Origin of the sequence: Streptomyces sp. NBC_00310 (genome assembly GCF_036208085.1) — a bacterium.
In the GTDB taxonomy this organism is placed as follows: domain Bacteria; phylum Actinomycetota; class Actinomycetes; order Streptomycetales; family Streptomycetaceae; genus Streptomyces.
Genome location: NZ_CP130714.1, coordinates 7,652,239 through 7,671,328, shown reverse-complemented (window position 1 = coordinate 7,671,328; position 19,090 = coordinate 7,652,239). Strand labels below are relative to the sequence as shown.

13 protein-coding genes are annotated in these 19,090 nt (G+C 70.3%); 6 read left to right on the top strand and 7 right to left on the bottom strand.

Translation table 11 applies throughout. The features are described 5' to 3' along the window. Window positions 1–19 precede the first annotated feature (19 nt). The gene (gene glgB / locus OG202_RS33755; RefSeq protein WP_328224042.1) at window positions 20–3,250 is read left to right on the top strand and encodes a 1,4-alpha-glucan branching enzyme; all 3,231 of its coding nucleotides are present in this window, start codon (window positions 20–22) and stop codon (window positions 3,248–3,250) included. Window positions 3,251–3,470: 220 nt separating this feature from the next. On the opposite strand, the gene OG202_RS33750 is transcribed toward glgB, so the two are convergent. The 5 genes from OG202_RS33750 to OG202_RS33730 all read right to left on the bottom strand — a co-directional run bounded on the left by OG202_RS33750 (window position 3,471) and on the right by OG202_RS33730 (window position 9,843). Further along, window positions 3,471–4,910: a cytochrome gene (locus OG202_RS33750; RefSeq protein ID WP_327727760.1), complete on the bottom strand. Its 1,440-nt coding sequence runs from the start codon at window positions 4,908–4,910 to the stop codon at window positions 3,471–3,473. A gap of 170 nt (window positions 4,911–5,080) precedes the next feature. Further along, window positions 5,081–7,330, bottom strand: a complete 2,250-nt coding sequence (locus OG202_RS33745; RefSeq protein WP_327732115.1) for a HelD family protein — start codon at window positions 7,328–7,330, stop codon at window positions 5,081–5,083. Window positions 7,331–7,493: 163 nt separating this feature from the next. After that, entirely contained in the window at window positions 7,494–7,826 is a 333-nt protein-coding gene (locus OG202_RS33740; RefSeq protein WP_326577276.1) for a thioredoxin family protein, read from the bottom strand. Beyond that, window positions 7,823–8,251 (bottom strand): MerR family transcriptional regulator, encoded by a 429-nt coding sequence (locus OG202_RS33735; RefSeq protein WP_327727761.1) that lies wholly within the window; start codon window positions 8,249–8,251, stop codon window positions 7,823–7,825. The genes OG202_RS33740 and OG202_RS33735 overlap by 4 nt, the downstream gene beginning before the upstream one ends. Window positions 8,252–8,463: 212 nt before the next feature. Continuing rightward, the gene (locus tag OG202_RS33730) at window positions 8,464–9,843 is read right to left on the bottom strand and encodes a cation:dicarboxylate symporter family transporter (protein ID WP_326577280.1); all 1,380 of its coding nucleotides are present in this window, start codon (window positions 9,841–9,843) and stop codon (window positions 8,464–8,466) included. Window positions 9,844–10,376: 533 nt separating this feature from the next. Here OG202_RS33730 and OG202_RS33725 point away from each other — a divergent pair. Both OG202_RS33725 and OG202_RS33720 read left to right on the top strand, forming a co-directional pair. Further along, window positions 10,377–12,098 (top strand): sensor histidine kinase, encoded by a 1,722-nt coding sequence (locus tag OG202_RS33725; protein WP_326577282.1) that lies wholly within the window; start codon window positions 10,377–10,379, stop codon window positions 12,096–12,098. Further along, window positions 12,095–12,778 (top strand): response regulator, encoded by a 684-nt coding sequence (locus OG202_RS33720; protein WP_086753540.1) that lies wholly within the window; start codon window positions 12,095–12,097, stop codon window positions 12,776–12,778. Before OG202_RS33725 ends, OG202_RS33720 begins: the two co-directional genes overlap by 4 nt. 9 nt (window positions 12,779–12,787) lie before the next feature. Here OG202_RS33720 and OG202_RS33715 read toward each other — a convergent pair whose 3' ends face one another. Then, the gene (locus tag OG202_RS33715; RefSeq protein WP_327727762.1) at window positions 12,788–13,360 is read right to left on the bottom strand and encodes a hypothetical protein; all 573 of its coding nucleotides are present in this window, start codon (window positions 13,358–13,360) and stop codon (window positions 12,788–12,790) included. A gap of 162 nt (window positions 13,361–13,522) precedes the next feature. Here OG202_RS33715 and OG202_RS33710 point away from each other — a divergent pair, with 162 nt between their 5' ends. Genes OG202_RS33710 through OG202_RS33700 form a run of 3 tightly spaced genes read left to right on the top strand, consistent with a single transcriptional unit; the run spans window position 13,523 to window position 16,702 of the window. Then, the gene (locus OG202_RS33710) at window positions 13,523–14,929 is read left to right on the top strand and encodes an extracellular solute-binding protein (protein WP_327727763.1); all 1,407 of its coding nucleotides are present in this window, start codon (window positions 13,523–13,525) and stop codon (window positions 14,927–14,929) included. Window positions 14,930–14,939: 10 nt separating this feature from the next. After that, complete coding sequence (locus tag OG202_RS33705) at window positions 14,940–15,842, top strand: carbohydrate ABC transporter permease (RefSeq protein WP_327727764.1); 903 nt, start codon at window positions 14,940–14,942, stop codon at window positions 15,840–15,842. Window positions 15,843–15,856: 14 nt separating this feature from the next. Beyond that, window positions 15,857–16,702, top strand: coding sequence for a carbohydrate ABC transporter permease (locus tag OG202_RS33700; protein ID WP_328224751.1), 846 nt, complete (start codon window positions 15,857–15,859; stop codon window positions 16,700–16,702). Here the strand turns inward: OG202_RS33700 and OG202_RS33695 are convergent. After that, on the bottom strand, window positions 16,692–19,076 hold the full coding sequence (locus tag OG202_RS33695) for a tetratricopeptide repeat protein (protein ID WP_327727765.1): 2,385 nt from the start codon (window positions 19,074–19,076) through the stop codon (window positions 16,692–16,694). The genes OG202_RS33700 and OG202_RS33695 overlap by 11 nt on opposite strands. Window positions 19,077–19,090 lie beyond the last annotated feature (14 nt).

Sequence of the window (19,090 nt, the reverse complement as noted above, 5' to 3'; positions counted from 1 at the left end):
TCCCGAGGAGATCGTCCCTGTGACTCCCCGCCCGCCGTCCGACGACAGCACGCAACACCCCGACGCCGCGGCCGAGGTAACCGCCCCGGTGAAGAAGACCGCCGCGAAGAAGACGGCCACGAAGAAGGCAGTCACGAAGAAGGCGGCCGTGAAGACCGTCGTGGCCGAGAAAGCCGTGGCGAAGAAGGCGACGGCGAAGAAGACGGCGACCAAGAAGGCAGCGGCCAAGAGCACGACCGACGCTGCCGGGGGGACGGCCGAGGCCGGGAAGGTCACCGAGGAGGCGCCGCCGGCCAGGAAGACAGCCGGGGGGACGTCTGCGGTCAAGAGGACGACAGCAGCCAAGAAGACGGCCGGGGGGACGTCTGCGGTCAAGAGGACGACCGCGGCCAGGAAGACGGCCGAGGGCAAGAAGCCGGCCGAGGCCAAGGCGGTCGCCAAGAAGTCCGCGCCGAGAAAGGTGGCCGTGGGCGAGAGCATGGGCGCGGCCAAGAGGTCCACCGCCAAGAAGGTCACCGCGAAGACGACCGTGGCGGAGAAACCCGTCGCCAGGAAGGCCGCGTCGAAGACAGCTGTCGCGAAGAAGGCCGCGTCGAAGACAGCCGTAGCGAAGAAGGCCGTGGCCAAGACCGCGGCGGTCAAGGCCGTCGCGAAGAAGACGGCGGCCAAGAAGGCCGTCACGAAGACCGCGGCGGTCAAGAAGGCCACGGCCAAGAAGACCGTGGCCGAGGAACCCGTCACCGCCGAGGCCGCCGCCGGGAAGACCACCGCGGAGATCGCCGGGAAGAGGACCGCGAAGAGGGCCGTGAAGCCGCGGCGGCAGACGGAGAGCGCGGCGTTGGTCCCAGCCGCCCCGCCGGGCGCCGGACCGTCCGCTCCCAGGTCGGCGCCGGCTGAACCGCCGACCCGGGAACCCCTGGTCCCCAAGCAGGCCGCTGCCGAGCAGGTGCCCCCCGAGCCGGTGGTCCCCAAGCAGGCCGTCCCCGAGTCCGCCGCCGAACGGGTCACCCACGAGCCGGTCGGCGTCACCGACGTCGAACCCGGCCCCGCCCGGCCCGCCTACTCCCCCGCGATGGACGGCGTCGACCGGGAGCGGCTGCTCGCCGGCACCCACCACGCGCCGCACGCGGTGCTCGGGGCTCACCCCGCCCCCGGTGGCGTGGTGTTCCGGGCGTTCCGGCCGTACGCGCTCGGGGTGAGCGTGGTGGCGGAGTCGCTGCGGGCGGAGTTGCACGACGACGGGGACGGGTTCTTCTCGGCGCTGCTGCCGTTGCGGGAGGTGCCGGAGGCGTACCGGCTGCTGGTCTCCTACGAGGGGACGGAGCAGGAGACCGAGGACGCGTACCGTTTCCTGCCCGCGATCGGCGAGCTGGACCTGTATCTGATCGGCGAGGGCCGGCACGAGGAGCTGTGGCGCGTGCTCGGCGCCGAGCCGATGACCCACCAGGGCGTGACCGGCACCCGCTTCACCGTGTGGGCGCCCAACGCGCGCGGCGTGCGCGTGGCCGGGACCTTCAACTTCTGGGACGGCACCGGCTTCCCGATGCGTTCCCTGGGCTCCTCGGGGGTGTGGGAGCTGTTCGCGCCCGGGATCGGCGAGGGCGAGCTGTACAAGTTCGAGATCACCCGGCCGGACGGCTCGAAGACGCTCCGGGCCGACCCGCTGGCCCGCCGCACGGAGGTCCCGCCCCACACCTCGTCCGTCATCCACGCCTCGCACTACGAGTGGGGCGACGAGGAGTGGCTGGCGAAGCGGGCCCAGACCCCCGCGCACGAGGCCCCGTTCTCGGTCTACGAGGTCCATCTGCCGTCCTGGCGACCGGGACTGACGTACCGCCAACTCGCCGAGCAGCTGCCGGCGTACGTCTCCGACCTGGGCTTCACGCATGTCGAGCTGCTGCCCATCGCCGAGCACCCGTTCGGCGGCTCCTGGGGCTACCAGGTCACCGGCTTCTACGCCCCGACCGCCCGCCTCGGCACCCCCGACGACTTCAAGTTCCTCGTCGACGCCCTGCACCGGGCCGGGATCGGTGTCCTGATGGACTGGGTGCCGGCCCACTTCCCGCGTGACGACTGGGCGTTGGCCGAGTTCGACGGGCGTCCGCTGTACGAGCACGCGGACCCGCAGCGGGCGGCGCACCCCGACTGGGGGACGCTGGAGTTCGACTACGGGCGCCGTGAGGTGCGCAACTTCCTGGTGGCGAACGCCCTTTACTGGTGCGAGGAGTACCACATCGACGGGCTGCGGGTGGATGCCGTCGCCTCGATGCTCTACCTCGACTACTCGCGCGAGGAGGGCCAGTGGACGCCGAACGAGCACGGCGGCCGGGAGAACCTGGACGCGGTCGCCTTCCTGCAGGAGATGAACGCGACGGTGTACCGGCGGGTGCCGGGCGTCGTGACGATCGCGGAGGAGTCCACGGCCTGGGACGGCGTCACCCGCGCCACCCACCACACCGGTCCGGGCGGCTTCGGCGGCCTCGGCTTCGGGCTGAAGTGGAACATGGGGTGGATGCACGACTCGCTGGGCTACATGTCCAAGGATCCCGTCCATCGCCAGCACCACCACAACGAGATGACGTTCTCGATGGTGTACGCGTACAGCGAGAACTACGTCCTGCCCATCTCCCACGACGAGGTCGTGCACGGCAAGGGCTCACTGGTGTCGAAGATGCCGGGCGACTGGTGGCAGCAGCGCGCCGACCACCGCGCGTACCTGGGCTTCATGTGGGCCCACCCCGGCAAACAACTCCTCTTCATGGGCCAGGAGTTCGCCCAGGGCGCGGAGTGGTCGGAGGCGCACGGGCCGGACTGGTGGCTGCTGGATCCCGCGTACGGCGCCGAGGCCGACCACCGAGGTGTACGCGACCTCGTCCGCGACCTCAACACCGCCTACCGGCACACCCCCGCCCTCTGGCAGCAGGACACGCGCCCGGCCGGCTTCTCCTGGATCACGGGTGACTCGGCGGAGGACAACGTCCTGGCGTTCCTGCGGTTCGCCGAGGACGGCACGCCCCTGTTGGCCGTCTCCAACTTCAGCCCGGTCGTGCGCGAGGACTACCGTCTGGGTGTCCCGGAGGACATTCCGGCCTGGCGGGAAATCCTCAACACGGACGCGGCCGTGTACGGGGGCACGGATGCCACGATGCCCGAGCCCGTGAAACCCGAGCCCCAGTCCTGGCACGGCCGCCCCGCCAGCATCCGCGTCACCCTGCCCCCGCTGTCCACGCTCTGGCTCCGCCCGGCCTAGTCCTCTCGCCCCCGCCGCCCCTACCCGTCCCGTCCCCAGGGGCGCTGCCCCTTCGACCCCGAGGGGTGGGTTGTCGGGTGCGGGTCGGTGGGGCTTCTCGCGCAGTTCCCCGCGCCCCTTTTCCGGGGCGCGGGGAACTGCGCGAACGGGGTCCGGGGCGGAGCCCCGAGGGATGGGACGGATAGGGGCGGCGGGGGCGAGAAAACCTGCCCGGTGGTCGTCAGCCGCTCTTGCGTCCCCCGAACATCATCCGCCGCAACGCCCCCAACAACCCGCTCCCCGACCGCTCCCCGACCGCCGGGCCGGCGGCCGGCGCCACCGGCGGAGCCACGGGCGCGGCCTCCTCCCCCCGCCCGGCCGCCGCCACCCGAGCCGTACTGTGAGCGGCGAGTTCATAGCGGACCGGCAACAACCGCAGCCCGCGCACCACCGGCCCCGACCGCCACGGCAACTGGTCCGGCGGCAACGTGAGTTCCGCACGGGCGAAGTGCTCGAAGACCCGCCCCACCGCGGTCGTGACGATCGTCCCCGCGAGCTCACGCGCGGCACTGGGACACTGGTGCGGCCCGGCCCCCCACGCGAGATGCGCCCGCGTACTGACGGTGGAGTCGACGATGTGGGAGGAGCCGATCTCCAGCAGATCCCGGTGCGCGGCCGCGACGGACGGGGACACGATGTCACCGGCCCGGATCCAGAAGTTCCCGAGCCGCACGTCCCGCGCCGCGAACCGGAAGCACAGGTTGGCCGTCGGCGGATTCACCAGCGCCGCCCGGTTCACGGTCTCCCCGAGCTGCCCGTTGGACAGGCTCCGCCGGACGGTCGTGTTGCCCCGCAGCACCTCGAGCAGGGTGTTGCAGACCATGTTCCCGGTGATGTCGTTGAGATAGACCGCGTTCATGAACAGCTCACGGCCCAGCTGCTCGTCGCTCAGCGAGGGATCGGCCAGCAGCATGTAGGAGGTCAGGTCCTCGCCGGGCCGGGACCGCCGATGAGCTGCCAGCCGGGTCATCGCGCCCAGCGCCCGCCCGGTCGCCGGGCCCGCGTCCGGCCCGCCGTCCAGCATCCGCCAGAGGTCCATGACCATCTCGTCGCCGAGTTCGACGGGGCACCCGAACAGCTTGGTCGTGACCATGAGGAGCAGCGGCCTGGTGTACTGCGCCGCGAGATCGGCGAACCCGGTGTTCCCGGACTCGGCCGCGAGCATGGCGATCAGTTCGTCGGCGTACCGGGCGACGGCCGCCCGCAGCTCCCAGCCCTCGGGTGAGTGCCCGTCCTGGAAGGGCCGCATCGCCGAGTGGTAGCTCAGCCGGGCGTGCCGGTGTTCCTCGTCGTCGAAGAACATGGTCTGCCGGACCTCGTACCCGGCCAGGAGCGGCCAGTCCCTCGGCAGCCGCCCCTCCGCCCGCGCCCGCCAGTGCCGTACGTCGCGCCGCCACACGCTCTCGTTGCGCAGGACCTCCAGCACCTCGCGGTAGTCGAGAACCAGCCATGCCGGCACCCCCATCAGCCCCACCGGTGCCACGGGGCCGTACGTACTCCGCAGTCGCTCGTAGACGCTGCTGGGATCCGCGTCGAACTCCGAGGTCAGCAACGGCTCCACGCGCAGCGATTCCAGGCCGGGGGTGCCGGCCGGAGCGGCCGCGAACGGATGTGTTTCCATGACCGACACGCATACCGCATGAACCATGTACGAGCAGTGACGATGACGGGAACTGTTACGGCTTGGTGATCCCTGTTGCACCTGGGGTGACGGTGCCCCGGGACGGCGGCCCGCCGGGCGTCGGCCCGGCGGGACCGGCGGGACCGGCGGGACCGACGGGACCCGTCCGGCTAGTTCAGGCCAACCGTCGACAACTCCCCCAGCGCCTCCGGCAGTTCCTCCGTGTGTACGACACCGAGCGCCTGCGTGGCGCGCGTCAGCGCCACGTACAGGTCACTCGTGCCGAAGCGTCCCGGTTCGACGACGAGGACGGAGTCGAACTCCAGGCCCTTGGCCTGCCGGGGGTCGAGGAGGACGACGGTCCGGGTCAGATCGGGCTCCGCGCCCGCCGTCACCCCGTCGAGCCGGGCCGCGAGCGGCCGGTGCAGCTCGCGCGGGGCGATCACCGCGAGCCGCCCCTCGGCCGGGGTCAGCTCGGCGACCGCCTTGGCCACCTCGGCGGGCAGTTCCTTCGGCGCCGCGCGACGCGCCCAGGGCCGTACTCCGGTCGACCGCACGGAGCTCGGCGGCTCGAAGTCCGGCCGCTCGGCGCGGACGACACCGGCCGCGACCGCCATGATCTCGGCGGGGGTGCGGTAGTTGACGCCGAGCCGGGTGTGCTCCCAGCGGTCCTCGACGTACGGGGCGAGGATGTCGGCCCAGGAGCCGACGCCCGCGGCCTCCGCCGTCTGGGCCGGGTCGCCGACGAGGGTCATCGAGCGGGTCGGCGAGCGGCGCATCAGCAGCCGCCAGGCCATCGGCGACAGTTCCTGCGCCTCGTCGACGATGATGTGCCCGAACGCCCAGGTCCGGTCGGCCGCCGCCCGGTCGGCGGCGCTGCGGTGGTCGTCCTCCTCGTGGCGCTCGGCGAACCGTTCGGCGTCGATGATGTCGTGCGCGGACAGCACCTCCGAGCCGTCGGGGTCGCTGTCCTCCTTGTCCTCGAACTCGTACGTCCGGGACGCGTACGACACCTCCAGCACGCCCTGCGCGTAGGCGATCTGGGTCTCCCGCTCGCGCTCGGCCCGGGCCCGCGCCACCCGGTCGTCCTCGCCCAGCAGCTCGGCGGCCTCGTCGAGGAGGGGGACGTCGGCGACGGTCCACGCGCGCGTGACGGGGCGGCGTACGGCGTCGGCGTCCTCCTGGGACAGATAGGCGTCCGGCTCGGCGAGGAAGTCGGCGATCAGGCGGCGCGGGGTGATCCGGGGCCACAGCCGGCCGATGGCGGCCCAGACCTCGGGGTTCTCGGCCAGTTCGTCGCGGATCTGGGTGATGTCGCTGGGGTCGAGGAGGTTGGAGCCGTCGTAGGGGTCGGTGCCGATGCGTTCGGCGACCATCTCCGTGAGGGTGTTGAGGATGTGACCCTCGAAGTACTCGCGGGACATGTTGTGCGGGAGTTTCGCCTCGCGGGTGCGCTCGCGGGCGACCCGTACGAGGTCGTCGTCGAGCATGAAAATCTCCCGGTCGTGCTCGATGGCGATCACCGGGTCGGGCAGCGTCTGCCGGTCCCGGACGACGGCCGCGAGCACGTCGGCCATGGCGGCGCCGCCCTTCACCCGGGCGGCCTGCGGGGTGTCGGTCGCCGTGGCACGTACGCCGGGGAACAGCTCGCCGACGGTGGACAGCAGCACGCCCGTCTCCCCCAGCGAGGGCAGCACCTCGCCGATGTAGCCGAGGAAGGCGGGGTTGGGGCCGACGATGAGGACGGCGCGCTTGGCGAGCAGTTCGCGCTGCTCGTAGAGGAGGTAGGCGGCCCGGTGCAGGGCGACGGCGGTCTTGCCCGTTCCCGGGCCGCCCTCCACGACCATCACCCCCTGGTGCGGGGCGCGGATGATGCGGTCCTGCTCGGCCTGGATGGTCTGCACGATGTCGCCCATGCGGCCGGTGCGGGCGGAGTTGAGGGCGGCCAGCAGGACGGCGTCGCCGGTGGGGTCCTCGTAGCCGGTGCGGGTCGCGTCGCCGAGGTCGAGGATCTCGTCGTGCAGGGCGGTGACCCGGCGGCCCTCGGTGGTGAGGTGCCGGCGGCGGCGCAGGCCCATCGGGGTGTGGCCGGTGGCGAGGTAGAAGGGGCGGGCGACGTCGGCGCGCCAGTCGATCAGGATCGGGGTGCGCTCGGTGTCGTCCTCCCGCAGCCCGATCCGGCCGATGTGGTGGACGCCCCCGTCGGCGAGGTCGAGCCGGCCGAAGCAGAGCGAGCCGTCGACGGCGTTCAGCGCGGCCAGCAGCCCCGAGCGCTCGGCGACGAGGATGTCCCGCTCCAGACGGGCCTGCATGGGCGTGTTGCCCTGGGCGAGCGCGTCCGTGACCGACCCCTCGGTCGCACCGCGCAGGGCGTCCACGCGGGCGTACAGCCCGTCGATGAATTCCTGCTCCCGCCGCAATTCATCGTGCGAATAGCCGGTGTTTGACAATTCCACTCCCGCCCGGATATACTGTGTTCACTGAACTTCTTTGCGACTCAATATCCTTGAAGTCGTGAACCATCAAATATACGCAAGAAAAGCCCCCGAGCACAATTGCTCGGGGGCTTTTCTCGTCCGGGCGTCAGAGGACGTCGTCGAGTTCCTCCAGCAGCCGCCGCTTGGGCCGCGCGCCCACCATGGCCTTCACCGGCTCACCACCCCGGAACACCATGAAGGTCGGCATCGACAGCACCTTGTAGGCGTGGGTGGTCTCCGGATTGGTGTCCACGTCCAGCTGCACCACCTTCAGCCGCTCCCCCTCCTGAGCGGCGAGCGCGCTCAGCACCGGCCCCATCTGCCGGCACGGCGGACACCAGTCGGCGGTGAACTCCACGAGCACCGGCAGCTCCGCCCCGATCACCTCCGCCTCGAAGTCCTCGTCCGTCACCTCGGCCACACCCGCCGCCCTGATCACAGTTCCCCGCCTCCCAGTTCACACCCCGGCCCCGGACCCCCCGGAACCTCCGCCTCGGCCGCCAGCCGCTCCCGCGCCCGCTCGGCCCGCGCCAACTGCTCGCCGACCGACGCCCGCACGGCCGCCAACTCACCGATCAGCGCGTCGAGTTCGTCCAGCTTCCGCCGGTACACCGCCAGCGACGCCGGGCACGAGTCGCCCTCCGGATGCCCCGCCCGCAGACACTCCACGAACGGCCGCGTCTCCTCCAGGTCGAACCCGAAGTCCTGCAGCGTCCGGATCTGCCGCAACAGCTTCAGATCCGCCTCGTCGTACGTCCGATAGCCGTTGTCGGTCCGCCGCGCGGGCAACAGCCCCCGCGCCTCGTAGTACCGCAGGGCCCGTGTCGTCGTCCCGGCCCGTTCCGCCAGCTCGCCGATGCGCATGGGGAGACGGTATTCCTTGACGCCGACGTCAAGGAAAGCCCGAGGGGAACGGAGGAGGAGACGGCAAAAGCCGAGCGGCCAGGTCTATAGGGGGAGGACCTGGCCGCTCGGTGTTCGGGGAGCTTGTTCAGTTGTTTCGCCCGGTGGTCCGTACGGCCGGGTCTACGGGGGAGGACCCGGCCGTACGGCGTTCTTGGAGGGCCGCAGGCCCACTACGCCTTGGCGAGTTCCTTCTCGCCGTCGGGCTCGGCCTCGGCAGCCGGCGCGGGCCCGTGCCCGTCGTCCAGCAGCGTCTTCTCGTCGAACGGCAGCCGCCCGGCGAGCACCTCGCTGACCCGCTCCTTGTCGATCTCCTTGGTCCAGGTACCGATGAGGACCGTGGCGACCGCGTTGCCCGCGAAGTTGGTGAGGGCGCGGGCCTCGCTCATGAAGCGGTCGATGCCGACGATGAGGCCGATACCGTCCACCAGGGCCGGCTTGTGGGACTGCAGACCACCCGCGAGGGTCGCGAGACCGGCGCCGGTGACACCCGCCGCGCCCTTGGAGGCGACCAGCAGGAAGAGCAGCAGCGGGATCTGCTCGCCGATCGACATCGGCGTACCCATGGCGTCGGCGATGAACAGGGACGCCATGGTCATGTAGATCATGGTGCCGTCGAGGTTGAAGGAGTAGCCGGTCGGGACGGTGATACCGACGACGGGCTTGCTGACGCCCATGTGCTCCATCTTCGCGATGAGGCGCGGCAGCGCCGACTCGGAGGAGGAGGTGGACAGGATCAGCAGGAACTCACGGCCCAGGTACTTGAAGAACGTCAGGATGTTGAGGCCGGAGACGATCCGCAGCAGCGCGGCGAGCACGATGAAGACGAAGAGGAAGCAGGTGACGTAGAAGCCGAGCATCAGCACGGCGAGGCTCTTCAGGGCGTCGACGCCCGCGGAACCGGTCACGGCCGCGATGGCGCCGAAGGCACCGATCGGGGCGGCCCACATCACCATGGCGAGGATGCGGAAGACGAGGCGCTGGATGTGCTCGATACCGCGCAGGATCGGCTGACCGGCGTCGCCCATCGCCTGGAGCGCGAAGCCGGCGAGCACGGCGACGAGCAGCGTCTGGAGGACCTCGCCGCCGGTGAAGGCGGAGACGATCGTCGTCGGGATGATGCCGAGCAGGAACTCGGTGGTGTCCTTGGCCTCGGCCGATACCTGCGCCTGACCGGTCTCCTTGATCGCGTCGGTCACCGCGAGGCCGGTGCCCGGCTCCAGGATGTTGCCGACGACCAGACCGATGCTGAGCGCGACCAGCGACATGATCGTGAAGTAGACGAGGGCGATACCGCCGACGGCGCCGACCTTCGCGGCCTTCCGTACGGAGCCGATGCCCAGCACGATCGTGCAGAAGATGATCGGCGAGATCATCATCTTGATCAGGTTCACGAAGCCGGTGCCGATGGGCTTCAGCTCGACGGCGAAGTCGGGGGCGATGAGGCCCACGGCGATGCCGATGGCCACAGCCACGATCACGGCGATGTACAGGTAGTGGGTGCGGTCCCGCTTGGCGGGTGCGGTAGGTGCCGTATGGGCGGTGCTGGCCACGGCTGCCCTCCTCGTCGACGACATCGTCGGCTCGTTCGTCTCCGGCGTGCGGCTCACGACCGGGGGAATTCGGGAGACGGTCTCCCAGGGTGGGAACCGGCGGGTTCCCGGGTGGGAGACCGGCTCCCGGTGTCGGGAGCCGGCGGGCTCCCGGAGCCGGTAGCTGGGGGACTTCCGGCGGTGGGAGCGGGGCTCCCGGGGGGTGTGGGAGCCGGGGCTCCCGGCGGTGGAAGCCGGCGGGCTTCCGGGCCGGAGGCCTGGGGGCTTCCGGCGGTGGGAGCGGGGGCTCCCGGCGGTGGGAGCGGGGGCTCCCGGTGGTGGGAGACAGGCTCCCAGTGGTGGGAGAGATGCCTCCCGGGGGTGGGAGACGGGCTCCCGGCGGCTCGGGTTGTGGGGTCCCGGGGCGGGAGTCGTCCTCCCTGTCGTTGTCCATGTGCTGGACGAGTCGATGGTGTGACTATGTCTCGCCCTGTGAGGGCGGTCACCCTTCCGTTCATTTAGTTCACGCCAACCCGTGGATGCAGACTGTTGCCATGCGCGTCACGCCCCGTCTCCGTCCCCGCAGCCTGGCCGGTCAGCTCTTCGCCGTACAGGCGGTGCTGATCGCTGCCGTCGTGGCCGGATACGCGCTGTTCACGTACGTCAGCGACCGCTCCCAGGCGGAGGACTCGGCCCGCCGCCAGGCCCTCGCCGTGGCGGCCACGGTCGCCGACGCCCCCTCGGTCCGTGCGGCGATCCACACGCCCGAGCCGACCAGGCGGCTCCAGCCGTACGCGACGCAGGTGCAGCAGCACGCCGGCGTCGACTTCGTCACGATCATGACCCGTGACGGCATCCGCTGGACGCACCCCGACCCCGACCGGATCGGCGAGCACTTCCTCGGCCACATAGAGAAGGCCCAGAACGGCGAGTCCTTCACCGAGACCTACACGGGCACCCTCGGCCCGTCCGTCCGCGCGGTCGCCCCGGTCGTGGAGAACGGCGAGGTCATCGGCCTCGTCAGCGCCGGCATCAGGGTCCAGGCGATCAGCGAGCGCGCCGAGGGGCAGCTCACGGCCCTCCTCGGCGTGGCCGCCGGCGCACTCGCCCTCGGCGGCATCGGCACCTATATCGTCAACGCCCGCCTGCGCCGCCACACCCACAACATGAACGCGGCCGAGCTGAGCAACATGCACGACTACCACCAGGCCGCCCTGCACGCCGTGCGCGAGGGCCTGCTGATGCTCGACGGCCAGTACCGGGTGGCACTCATCAACGACGGGGCGCGGGAGCTGCTGGGGGTGACGCAGGACGTGGTCGGCCGCTCGGTGGCGGACCTGGGCCTGCCGGCCGCGCTGACGGGCGCCCTGCTCTCCTCCGAGCCGAGGGTGGACGAGGTCCTCCTCACCGCCGAACGGGTCCTCGTCGTGAACACCTCACTGGTGTCGGGCGGCCAGCGCCGCGGCACGGTGGTCACCCTGCGGGACGTGACGGAACTCCAGTCCCTCACGGGCGAGCTGAACTCCGAACGCGGCTTCACGGAGGCGCTGCGCTCCCAGGCGCACGAGGCCGCGAACCGCCTCCACACGGTCGTCTCGCTCATCGAGCTGGGCCGCTCGGACGAGGCGGTCGACTTCGCCACCGCGGAGCTGGAACTGGCGCAGGCCCTGACGGACAAGGTCGTGGCGGCGGTGAGCGAACCGGTGCTGGCGGCCCTGCTGCTGGGCAAGGCCGCCCAGGCGAACGAGCGGGGCGTCGAGCTGGTGGTCTCCGAGGACAGCCGCATCGACGACGGCCTGCTCCCGGAGTCCCTCCCCGCCCGTGACCTGGTCACGGTCCTGGGCAACCTGATCGACAACGCGGTGGACGCGGCGCAGGGGTCGGTGGGGGCGAGGGTGACGGTGACGGCGTACACGCACGAGTCGGACGCGCTTCAGGACGCGGACGAGCCCGGGGACGCGGGCGGGTCGGCGGACGACTCCGTGCTGGTGCTGAGCGTGTCGGACACGGGTAGCGGCGTGGACCCGGCCCATGCGGAGGCCGTCTTCGAACGCGGCTTCTCGACGAAACCGGCGGGCCCGGGCGGCCGGGGTCTGGGCCTGGCGCTCGTACGGCAGACCGCGCGCCGCCACGAGGGCACACTGACCGTGTCGGAGGCGGCCGGCGGCGGGGCCCGGTTCGAGGTGCGGCTGCCACTGCGCACCACCGGTAGCGACAAGACGGTGCAGGCTGTCCAGGCCCCTCGGGCCACTGTGGCTGGAGGCGACGACGTATGACCGGTGCCGATCCCATCAGAGTCCTGGTCGTCGAGGACGACCCCGTGGCCGCCGACGCGCACATGATGTACGTCGGCCGCGTCCCCGGCTTCACGGCGGTCGGCAAGGCCCACACGGGCGCGGAGGCGCGGCGCGCGCTGGACCGCATGCCGGTGGACCTGCTGCTGCTGGACCTCCACCTGCCGGACGTACACGGCCTGCAGCTGGCCCGCTCCCTGCGGGCGGCCGGCCACCACGCGGACGTGATAGCGGTGACGTCGGCGCGGGACCTGACGGTGGTGCGGGAGGGTGTGTCCCTGGGGGTGGTGCAGTACGTCCTGAAGCCGTTCACGTTCGCGACGTTGCGCGACCGGCTGGTGCGGTACGCCGAGTTCCACGCGGCGGCGGGCGAGGCGAGCGGCCAGGACGAGGTGGACCGGGCGCTGGCGACGCTACGGGCGCCGGGCCCGGCGGCACTGCCGAAAGGGCTGAGCGCGCCGACGCTGGAGCGGGTGACGGTGGCCCTGCGGGACGCGGGCGAGGGCCTGACGGCGGCCGGGGTGGCGGAGGCGGTCGGCATCTCGCGGATCACGGCCCGGCGGTATCTGGAGCACCTGGTGGATGCCGGGCGGGCGGCGCGGAGTCCGCAGTACGGGCAGGTGGGGCGGCCGGAGTTGCAGTATCGGTGGGTGAAGGGTTAGCGCCCGCCGTCAGCCGGAGGGCGGGGAGGTCGTGGAGGGCGTAGAAGGCCTGAAGGGCCTGGCGTAGAGGACGATCTGGACCCCGAGCCCGACGACCGTGAGCGCCTCGACGCCGGAGAGGGCGACGAGCCCCGCGCTCGTCTCACCGCTCACCCAGTACACCAGCAGCCCGGCGAACGGCACGCCACAGAAGGCCAGCAGATCGATCCCGCACTGGATGGCCTTGCGGGAGCGTCTCCGCGCATCGGCCCGATGCGCGACTTCCCAGTCGAAAGCCTTCTCCGCACCGGCGAGCTGGGCCAGCCGCGGCCCGAGTTCCCCTCGCACATACGCCCCGATCGCCGAGATCTTCTCGTCGTTGACGAGGTAGGTCCACCCGAGCACGACACACACGGGCGGCAGCGCGAGCAGCATCGCCGGCTGCTTCGCCTGTGCCGAGGCGGCGATGACGGCGGCGAGCACGGTGAGGGTGACGTAGAGCAGATTGTCCCGGAACCCGATCCGCGTCTTCTGCTCGTCCTTGACGGTCTGATACTCGACGAGCAACAACTGCCCGACGGTGACGTCATCCCGGTCCGACACCCGTGCCCCCTACCCAGCGCCAACAAAGCCTCTGCTCAGACAACTTGCTCAGCACCTTACGGGGAACCGGTGCAGACGCATTGACCTGACTAGACCACTCCCCTTACCGTCACCGGGCACCACCCAAGGCCACAAGGACGTAGCCAGCAGGAGGTCGTGCCCGTGCGCCCCACCGCACCCCACCCCCGCCGATCCCCCCTCCGCCTCCTCCTCACCGCAGCCCTGGCGATCACCGCCCCCGGCGCACTCACCGCCTGCGGCAACGGCTCCGGCAGTGATCCGGACACGGTGGAGGTCTCCTACAAACAGTCCACGGACAACCAGGTCCGCGTGATGGACACCTTCCTCGCCGACGTCAAGAAGCAGTTCGAGAAGGCGAATCCGGGCAAGAAGGTGAAACTCGTCCCGATCAAGGCCCCGGACTCGGAGTACTACACCAAGGTCCAGCAGATGCTGCGCTCGCCGAAGACGGCCCCGGACCTGGTCTACGAGGACACGTTCCTCATCAACTCCGACATCACGAGCGGTTATCTGAAGCCCCTGGACGACTACTTGGCCGACTGGAAGGACTGGGACCAGTTCATCGACACGGCCAAGACCGCGGCGAAGGCCGAGGACGGAAAGACGTACGGCGTTCCGGACGGCACAGACACCCGCGGCCTGTGGTTCGACAAGGCGATCTTCGAGAAGGCGGGCCTGCCTGCTGACTGGCAGCCCAAGACCTGGGAGGACGTTCTCGACGCCGCCCGCACCATCAAGCGGAAAGTCCCGGACGTCATCCCGCTGAACGTCTACACGGGCAAACCGGCCGGCGAAGCCGCCACCATGCAGGGCTTCGAAATGCTGCTCTACGGCACGGAAGGCGCCACGGCCGCCGGGGCGAGCGATCCCCTGTATGACGAGAAGTCGAAGAAATGGAAGGCGGGCACGCAGGGCTTCAAGGACGCCCTCACCTTCGTGGAGACGGTCTACGAGGAAAAGCTCGGCCCGGAGGTCTCCGACGCCCTCGACCCGAACATCTCGACCCGGGTCCGCGGCGAACTCCTCCCCGAAGGCAGGCTCGGCATCAACCTGGACGGCTCCTGGCTCCCCCAGGACTGGCTGCCCGGCAGCGGCCACGAATGGCCCGAGTGGTCGGAGAAACTCGGCCTCGCCGCCATGCCCACCCAGAACGGCCAGTCCCCCGGCAAGGTGAGCATGTCCGGCGGCTGGACCTGGGCCATCCCCGACAAGGCAGCCAATCCCGACCTGGCCTTCAAGTTCATCGAGACGATGCAGACGAAGGCGAACGCCCAGAAGTGGTACATCGCCAACTCCGGAATCGCGGTCCGCAAGGACGTGGCGGCCGACCCCGCCTACGCGGAGGCCCAGCCCGGCATCAGGTTCTTCACCGACCTGGTGTCGAGCACGCACTACCGCCCCGCGTACCCGGCGTATCCGAAGGTCTCCACGGCCATCCAGGAAGCGATGGAATCCGTGACGACCGGGGATGCCTCGGTGGCGGAGGCGGCGAAGAACTACGACGAGGAGTTGAAGGCGGCGACGGACGACCAGGTGATCGAAGAGTGAGCCCCCGCGTATGAAGGGGCAGACAAGGGCTACGTCCGGGCCGGTGCCCCACCCGGCACTGCGCACCGCCACCCGAGTCCTCCCCCTCACCCCCGCCACCGTCCTCCTGCTCCTCTTCCTGGCAGGCCCGATCGCCTACTGCGCCTACATCGCCTTCACCGACCTCCAACTCACCGGCCAGGCCGAGGACTCCTTCATCGGCTTCGAGAACTTCCGCACGGCATTCGGGGACGAGGCCTTTCTCAACGCGGTCTGGCTGACCCTGGTCTTCACGGTCGTATCGGCCCTGCTCGGCCAGAACACGCTGGGCCTGGCACTGGCGGCTCTGATGCAACGCGCGTCCAAACCGGTTCGCACGCTGGTGGGGGGAATCGTCGTCACGGCGTGGGTACTTCCGGAGGTGGTGGCGGGATTCCTCCTGTACGCCTTCTTCCGCCGAGAAGGGACGTTGAACGCCGTCCTGGACTGGCTCCATCTCCCCACCCAGAACTGGCTGTACACGCTTCCGATTCTGGCGGTGTCGTTCGCGAATGTCTGGCGGGGAACGGCGTTCTCGATGCTGGTCTATTCGGCGGCCCTGAACGAGATCCCGAAGGAGATCACGGAAGCGGCGGAGGTGGACGGCGCGGGCGGCTGGCGCCGTATGTGGCACATCACGCTGCCGATGATCCGCCGCTCGATCGGCACGAATCTGATGCTCATCACGCTCCAGACTCTGTCCGTCTTCGGCCTGATCTGGGTCATGACGAGAGGCGGCCCGGGCGGAAAAAGCCAAACCCTCCCCTTGTTCATGTACGAGGAGGCGTTCCAGAAAAGCATGATCGGCTACGGCACGGCGGTGGCGCTGTTGCTGCTGGTGGTGGGGTCGTTGTTCTCTGCGGTCTACCTGCGGCTGTTGCGAACTGAGGTGTGAGTGTCGTGACAGACCTGAAGACCCGAACGCCCGCCTCCCGCCGGACGATCCGCCACCGCCTGGCCGCGGACTTCGGCCTCCTCGTCGTGGCCGCGACCTTCGTCCTCCCGCTGGCCTGGGTGGTCCTCTCGTCCGTGGACCCGCAGGCGAACCTGACGGTGAAACTCCCGGACGGCGTGACCCTGGACAACTTCGACGCGGTCCTGACCCCGGAGATCACCTTCACGCCGCTGCTCAACAGCCTGCTGCTGTGCGGCGGGGGAACGGCGTTGACGGTGGTGTGCGCGGCGCTGGCGGCGTATCCGCTGTCGAGGTTCCGGTCCCGCCTGAACCGGCCTTTCCTCCTCACGATCCTCTTCGCGACGAGCCTGCCGATCACGGCGATCATGGTGCCGGTGTACGCGTTGTTCGTCCAGGTGAACCTGATCGACACCTTGCAGGGCACGATCTTCTTCTTCGCCGCGTCCCAACTGCCGTTCGCGATCTGGCTGATGAAGAACTTCATGGACGGGGTGCCGAAGGAACTGGAGGAGGCGGCGTGGACGGACGGCGCGTCGTCACTTCAGTCGCTGATGCGGGTGGTGCTGCCGTTGATGGGACCAGGCGTCGCGGTGGTGACCGTCTTCTCGTTCGTGATGATGTGGGGGAACTTCTTCGTCCCGTTCATGCTGCTGCTCACACCGGAACAGATGCCGGCGGCGGTGAGCATCAATGAGTTCTTCGGGAATCGAGGAACGGTGGTTTATGGGCAGTTGGCGGCGTTCTCGGTTACTTATTCGACGCCGGTGATTTTGTTGTATGTGGGGGTGGCTCGGCGGTTGGGTGGGGGGTTTGCGCTGGGTGGGGCGGTCAAGGGGTGAGGGGGTGGGAGGTAAAGGCTTCCAGTTCTGCGGCGGAGACGCGGGCTTGGGCGGCTTCGGCGGGGGCGTTGCCCCGGGTGTAGGCGTCGGCGGCCTGGAGATAGCGGGCGCGGGCCTCGACGAGTCGGTGTGCGGCCCCGTGGGCGCGGGCCAAGTTTTGCAGGGCAACGCCTGCCCAGTACCAGTCCTCGAACTCCCGGTAGATCTCAAGAGCGTGGCCGATCGCCTCGACCGCATCCTCCATCCGACCCACTGCCCGTAGGGCGATGCCGAGGCCATTCCACGCGTGGGCCTCATGGTGGCGGTCCCCGATCGCCTGGTACAGGTCACGGGCCCGGGTATGGGCCTCAATCGCCTCCTCCACCCTGTTGGCTACTTGGAGGGCGAGGCCGAGGTTTACCCATGCACCAGCCTCTCGGTGACGGTCCCCTGCCACCTGATACAGGTCACAGGCCCGGGTATGGGCCTCAACCGCCTCCTCCACCCTGCCCGCTACATGCAGGGCGCTGCCGAGGTTGTTCCACACACCAGCCTCCCGATAGTGGTCCTCGGCAGCTTGGTACAGGTCGAGGGCGTATGAGAGGGCGTCGATGGCTTCCTCCGCCCGGCCCGCCGCCCGCAGGGCAACACCAAGGTTGTTACACGCCATGGCCTCTCCGAGACTATTGCCGACACGATGGGCCGCCTCCTGCGCAGTTCGGCACACTGTCACCAAGTCGTCGAAATACCGCCGCCAGTCGAGATACACCGGCAGGCGCTCGGACAGTCTCAGCGCCGTGTCCGCGAACCGTTCCTCCTGCCCCCACGACACCGCCGCCACCAACCCCGCCCGCTCCCCGTCAAACCACCCCAATGCCTCCCCTCGGTCCTCAAACCGCTCTGGCACCGGCGCACCCGGCAACCACTGCAACCGGGTATCCGCCGCTGCCGCCCACCGCCAGTAGACCTCCAGCACCCGCCCCCGAGCCCCCTCCCCCTCCTCCAACAACCCCACATCACCCGCCACGACACTCACCCCGAACACCCGCACCAAGTCATGCAACCGCCACCACCCGCGCCCGCTCCCCCGCTCGACAAGGTGCGCACGAGCCAGTGCCCGCAGCTCTCCCAGCGGAGGAGCCTCGGCCCCCACCAGCGCGGCGGCGACCTCGTCGCTCACCTCGGACCCCGGCGCGAGGGCGAGCAGACGCAGCAGCCGGGCTTGCTCGGGCGGCAGCCGCCGGTACGACAGGTCGAAGGCGGCCCGGACGCTGCGCTCCCCGTCGTCGAGCTGGGCGAGCCGGTCGCGCGATGCCGCGAGCTCGTCGACAAGTTCCGCGACCGGCATGCCCAGGTCCTCGACCAGCAGCGCGGCCGCGATCTGGAGTGCGAGCGGCAGGTGTCCGCAGAGGGCGGCGAGTCGCCCGGCCGCGTCGCCGTCGTCCGTGACGCGGCTGTCCTCGGGTTCGGCGGTCCGTAGGGCGAGGTCGAGGAGTCCCCGGGCGTGCTCCGGTGTGAGTTGGTCCAACGGCACGAGCCGGGCCCCGAGTTGGGTGAGGCGGTCGCGGGAGGTGACCAGCACCCGATGCCGGTGGTCGCCCGGCAGGAGCGGCCGTACCTGGTCCGGCGACGACGCGTTGTCGGCCAGTACCAGCACCGCCCCTCGCTCTCTCCCCCTCTCCGCGAGCACCGAGCGATAGAGGACCGCCCGGTCGTCCGCCTTGGCCGGGATCTGTTCCGGCGGAACCCCAAGTGCCCGCAAGAGCGACTGGAGCGCCTGATCAGCCGTGACCGGCTCCTCGTCGTACCCATGCAGGTCGACGAAGAGCACCCCGCCGGGGAACCGCCCCTCCTCGCACGCCAGGTGCGCGGTCTCGACGGCGAGCGCGGTCTTCCCGATGCCGCCGAGCCCGGACACGGCGCTGACGAGGACGGCCGTCGAGCCGTCGAGCGCACGCAGCAACGCGGACGTCTCCTCGTCCCGCCCGGTGAACCCGCCGGGCCTCGTCGGCAGTGAGGCCATGGCCTCCGGCGCGGCGGTCCCCCTCTGCTGCTGCACCACAACCTGAACGCCGATCACCTCGCCCAGGAAGAGCCCGCCCCGGAAGTCGGTGTGATCACCGTCGTACCAGGCCGAGCCACTGCCCGCCGTATGTTCGTCCATGGCCCCGGCCACGGTACGCGCGACTTCAGGATCGACGGCGAGCAGCTTCGCCACGCTGTCGCCCCAGGCCCGCACCGACTCCCGCTGGTCGGGATGGTGGGCCGCTTCCGCGAGGACTCGAGCGGACGCACCGGCATCCCGTCCCAACACCCTTGCCAGTTCCGCCACCGCCCGGCGCCCGGCGTCCCCGCCCGCACCGTCGGCCAGGGCCGCAAGCAACGCTGCCTTCATGAGCCGTTCCGTCC

Coding starts and splice junctions, on each gene's coding strand:
- OG202_RS33735 (WP_327727761.1), bottom strand. CDS start 8,251: ATGCGCATCGGCGAGCTGGCGGAACGGGCCGGGACGACGACACGGGCC.
- OG202_RS33725 (WP_326577282.1), top strand. CDS start 10,377: ATGCGCGTCACGCCCCGTCTCCGTCCCCGCAGCCTGGCCGGTCAGCTC.
- OG202_RS33695 (WP_327727765.1), bottom strand. CDS start 19,076: ATGAAGGCAGCGTTGCTTGCGGCCCTGGCCGACGGTGCGGGCGGGGAC.
- OG202_RS33720 (WP_086753540.1), top strand. CDS start 12,095: ATGACCGGTGCCGATCCCATCAGAGTCCTGGTCGTCGAGGACGACCCC.
- OG202_RS33705 (WP_327727764.1), top strand. CDS start 14,940: ATGAAGGGGCAGACAAGGGCTACGTCCGGGCCGGTGCCCCACCCGGCA.
- OG202_RS33750 (WP_327727760.1), bottom strand. CDS start 4,910: ATGGAAACACATCCGTTCGCGGCCGCTCCGGCCGGCACCCCCGGCCTG.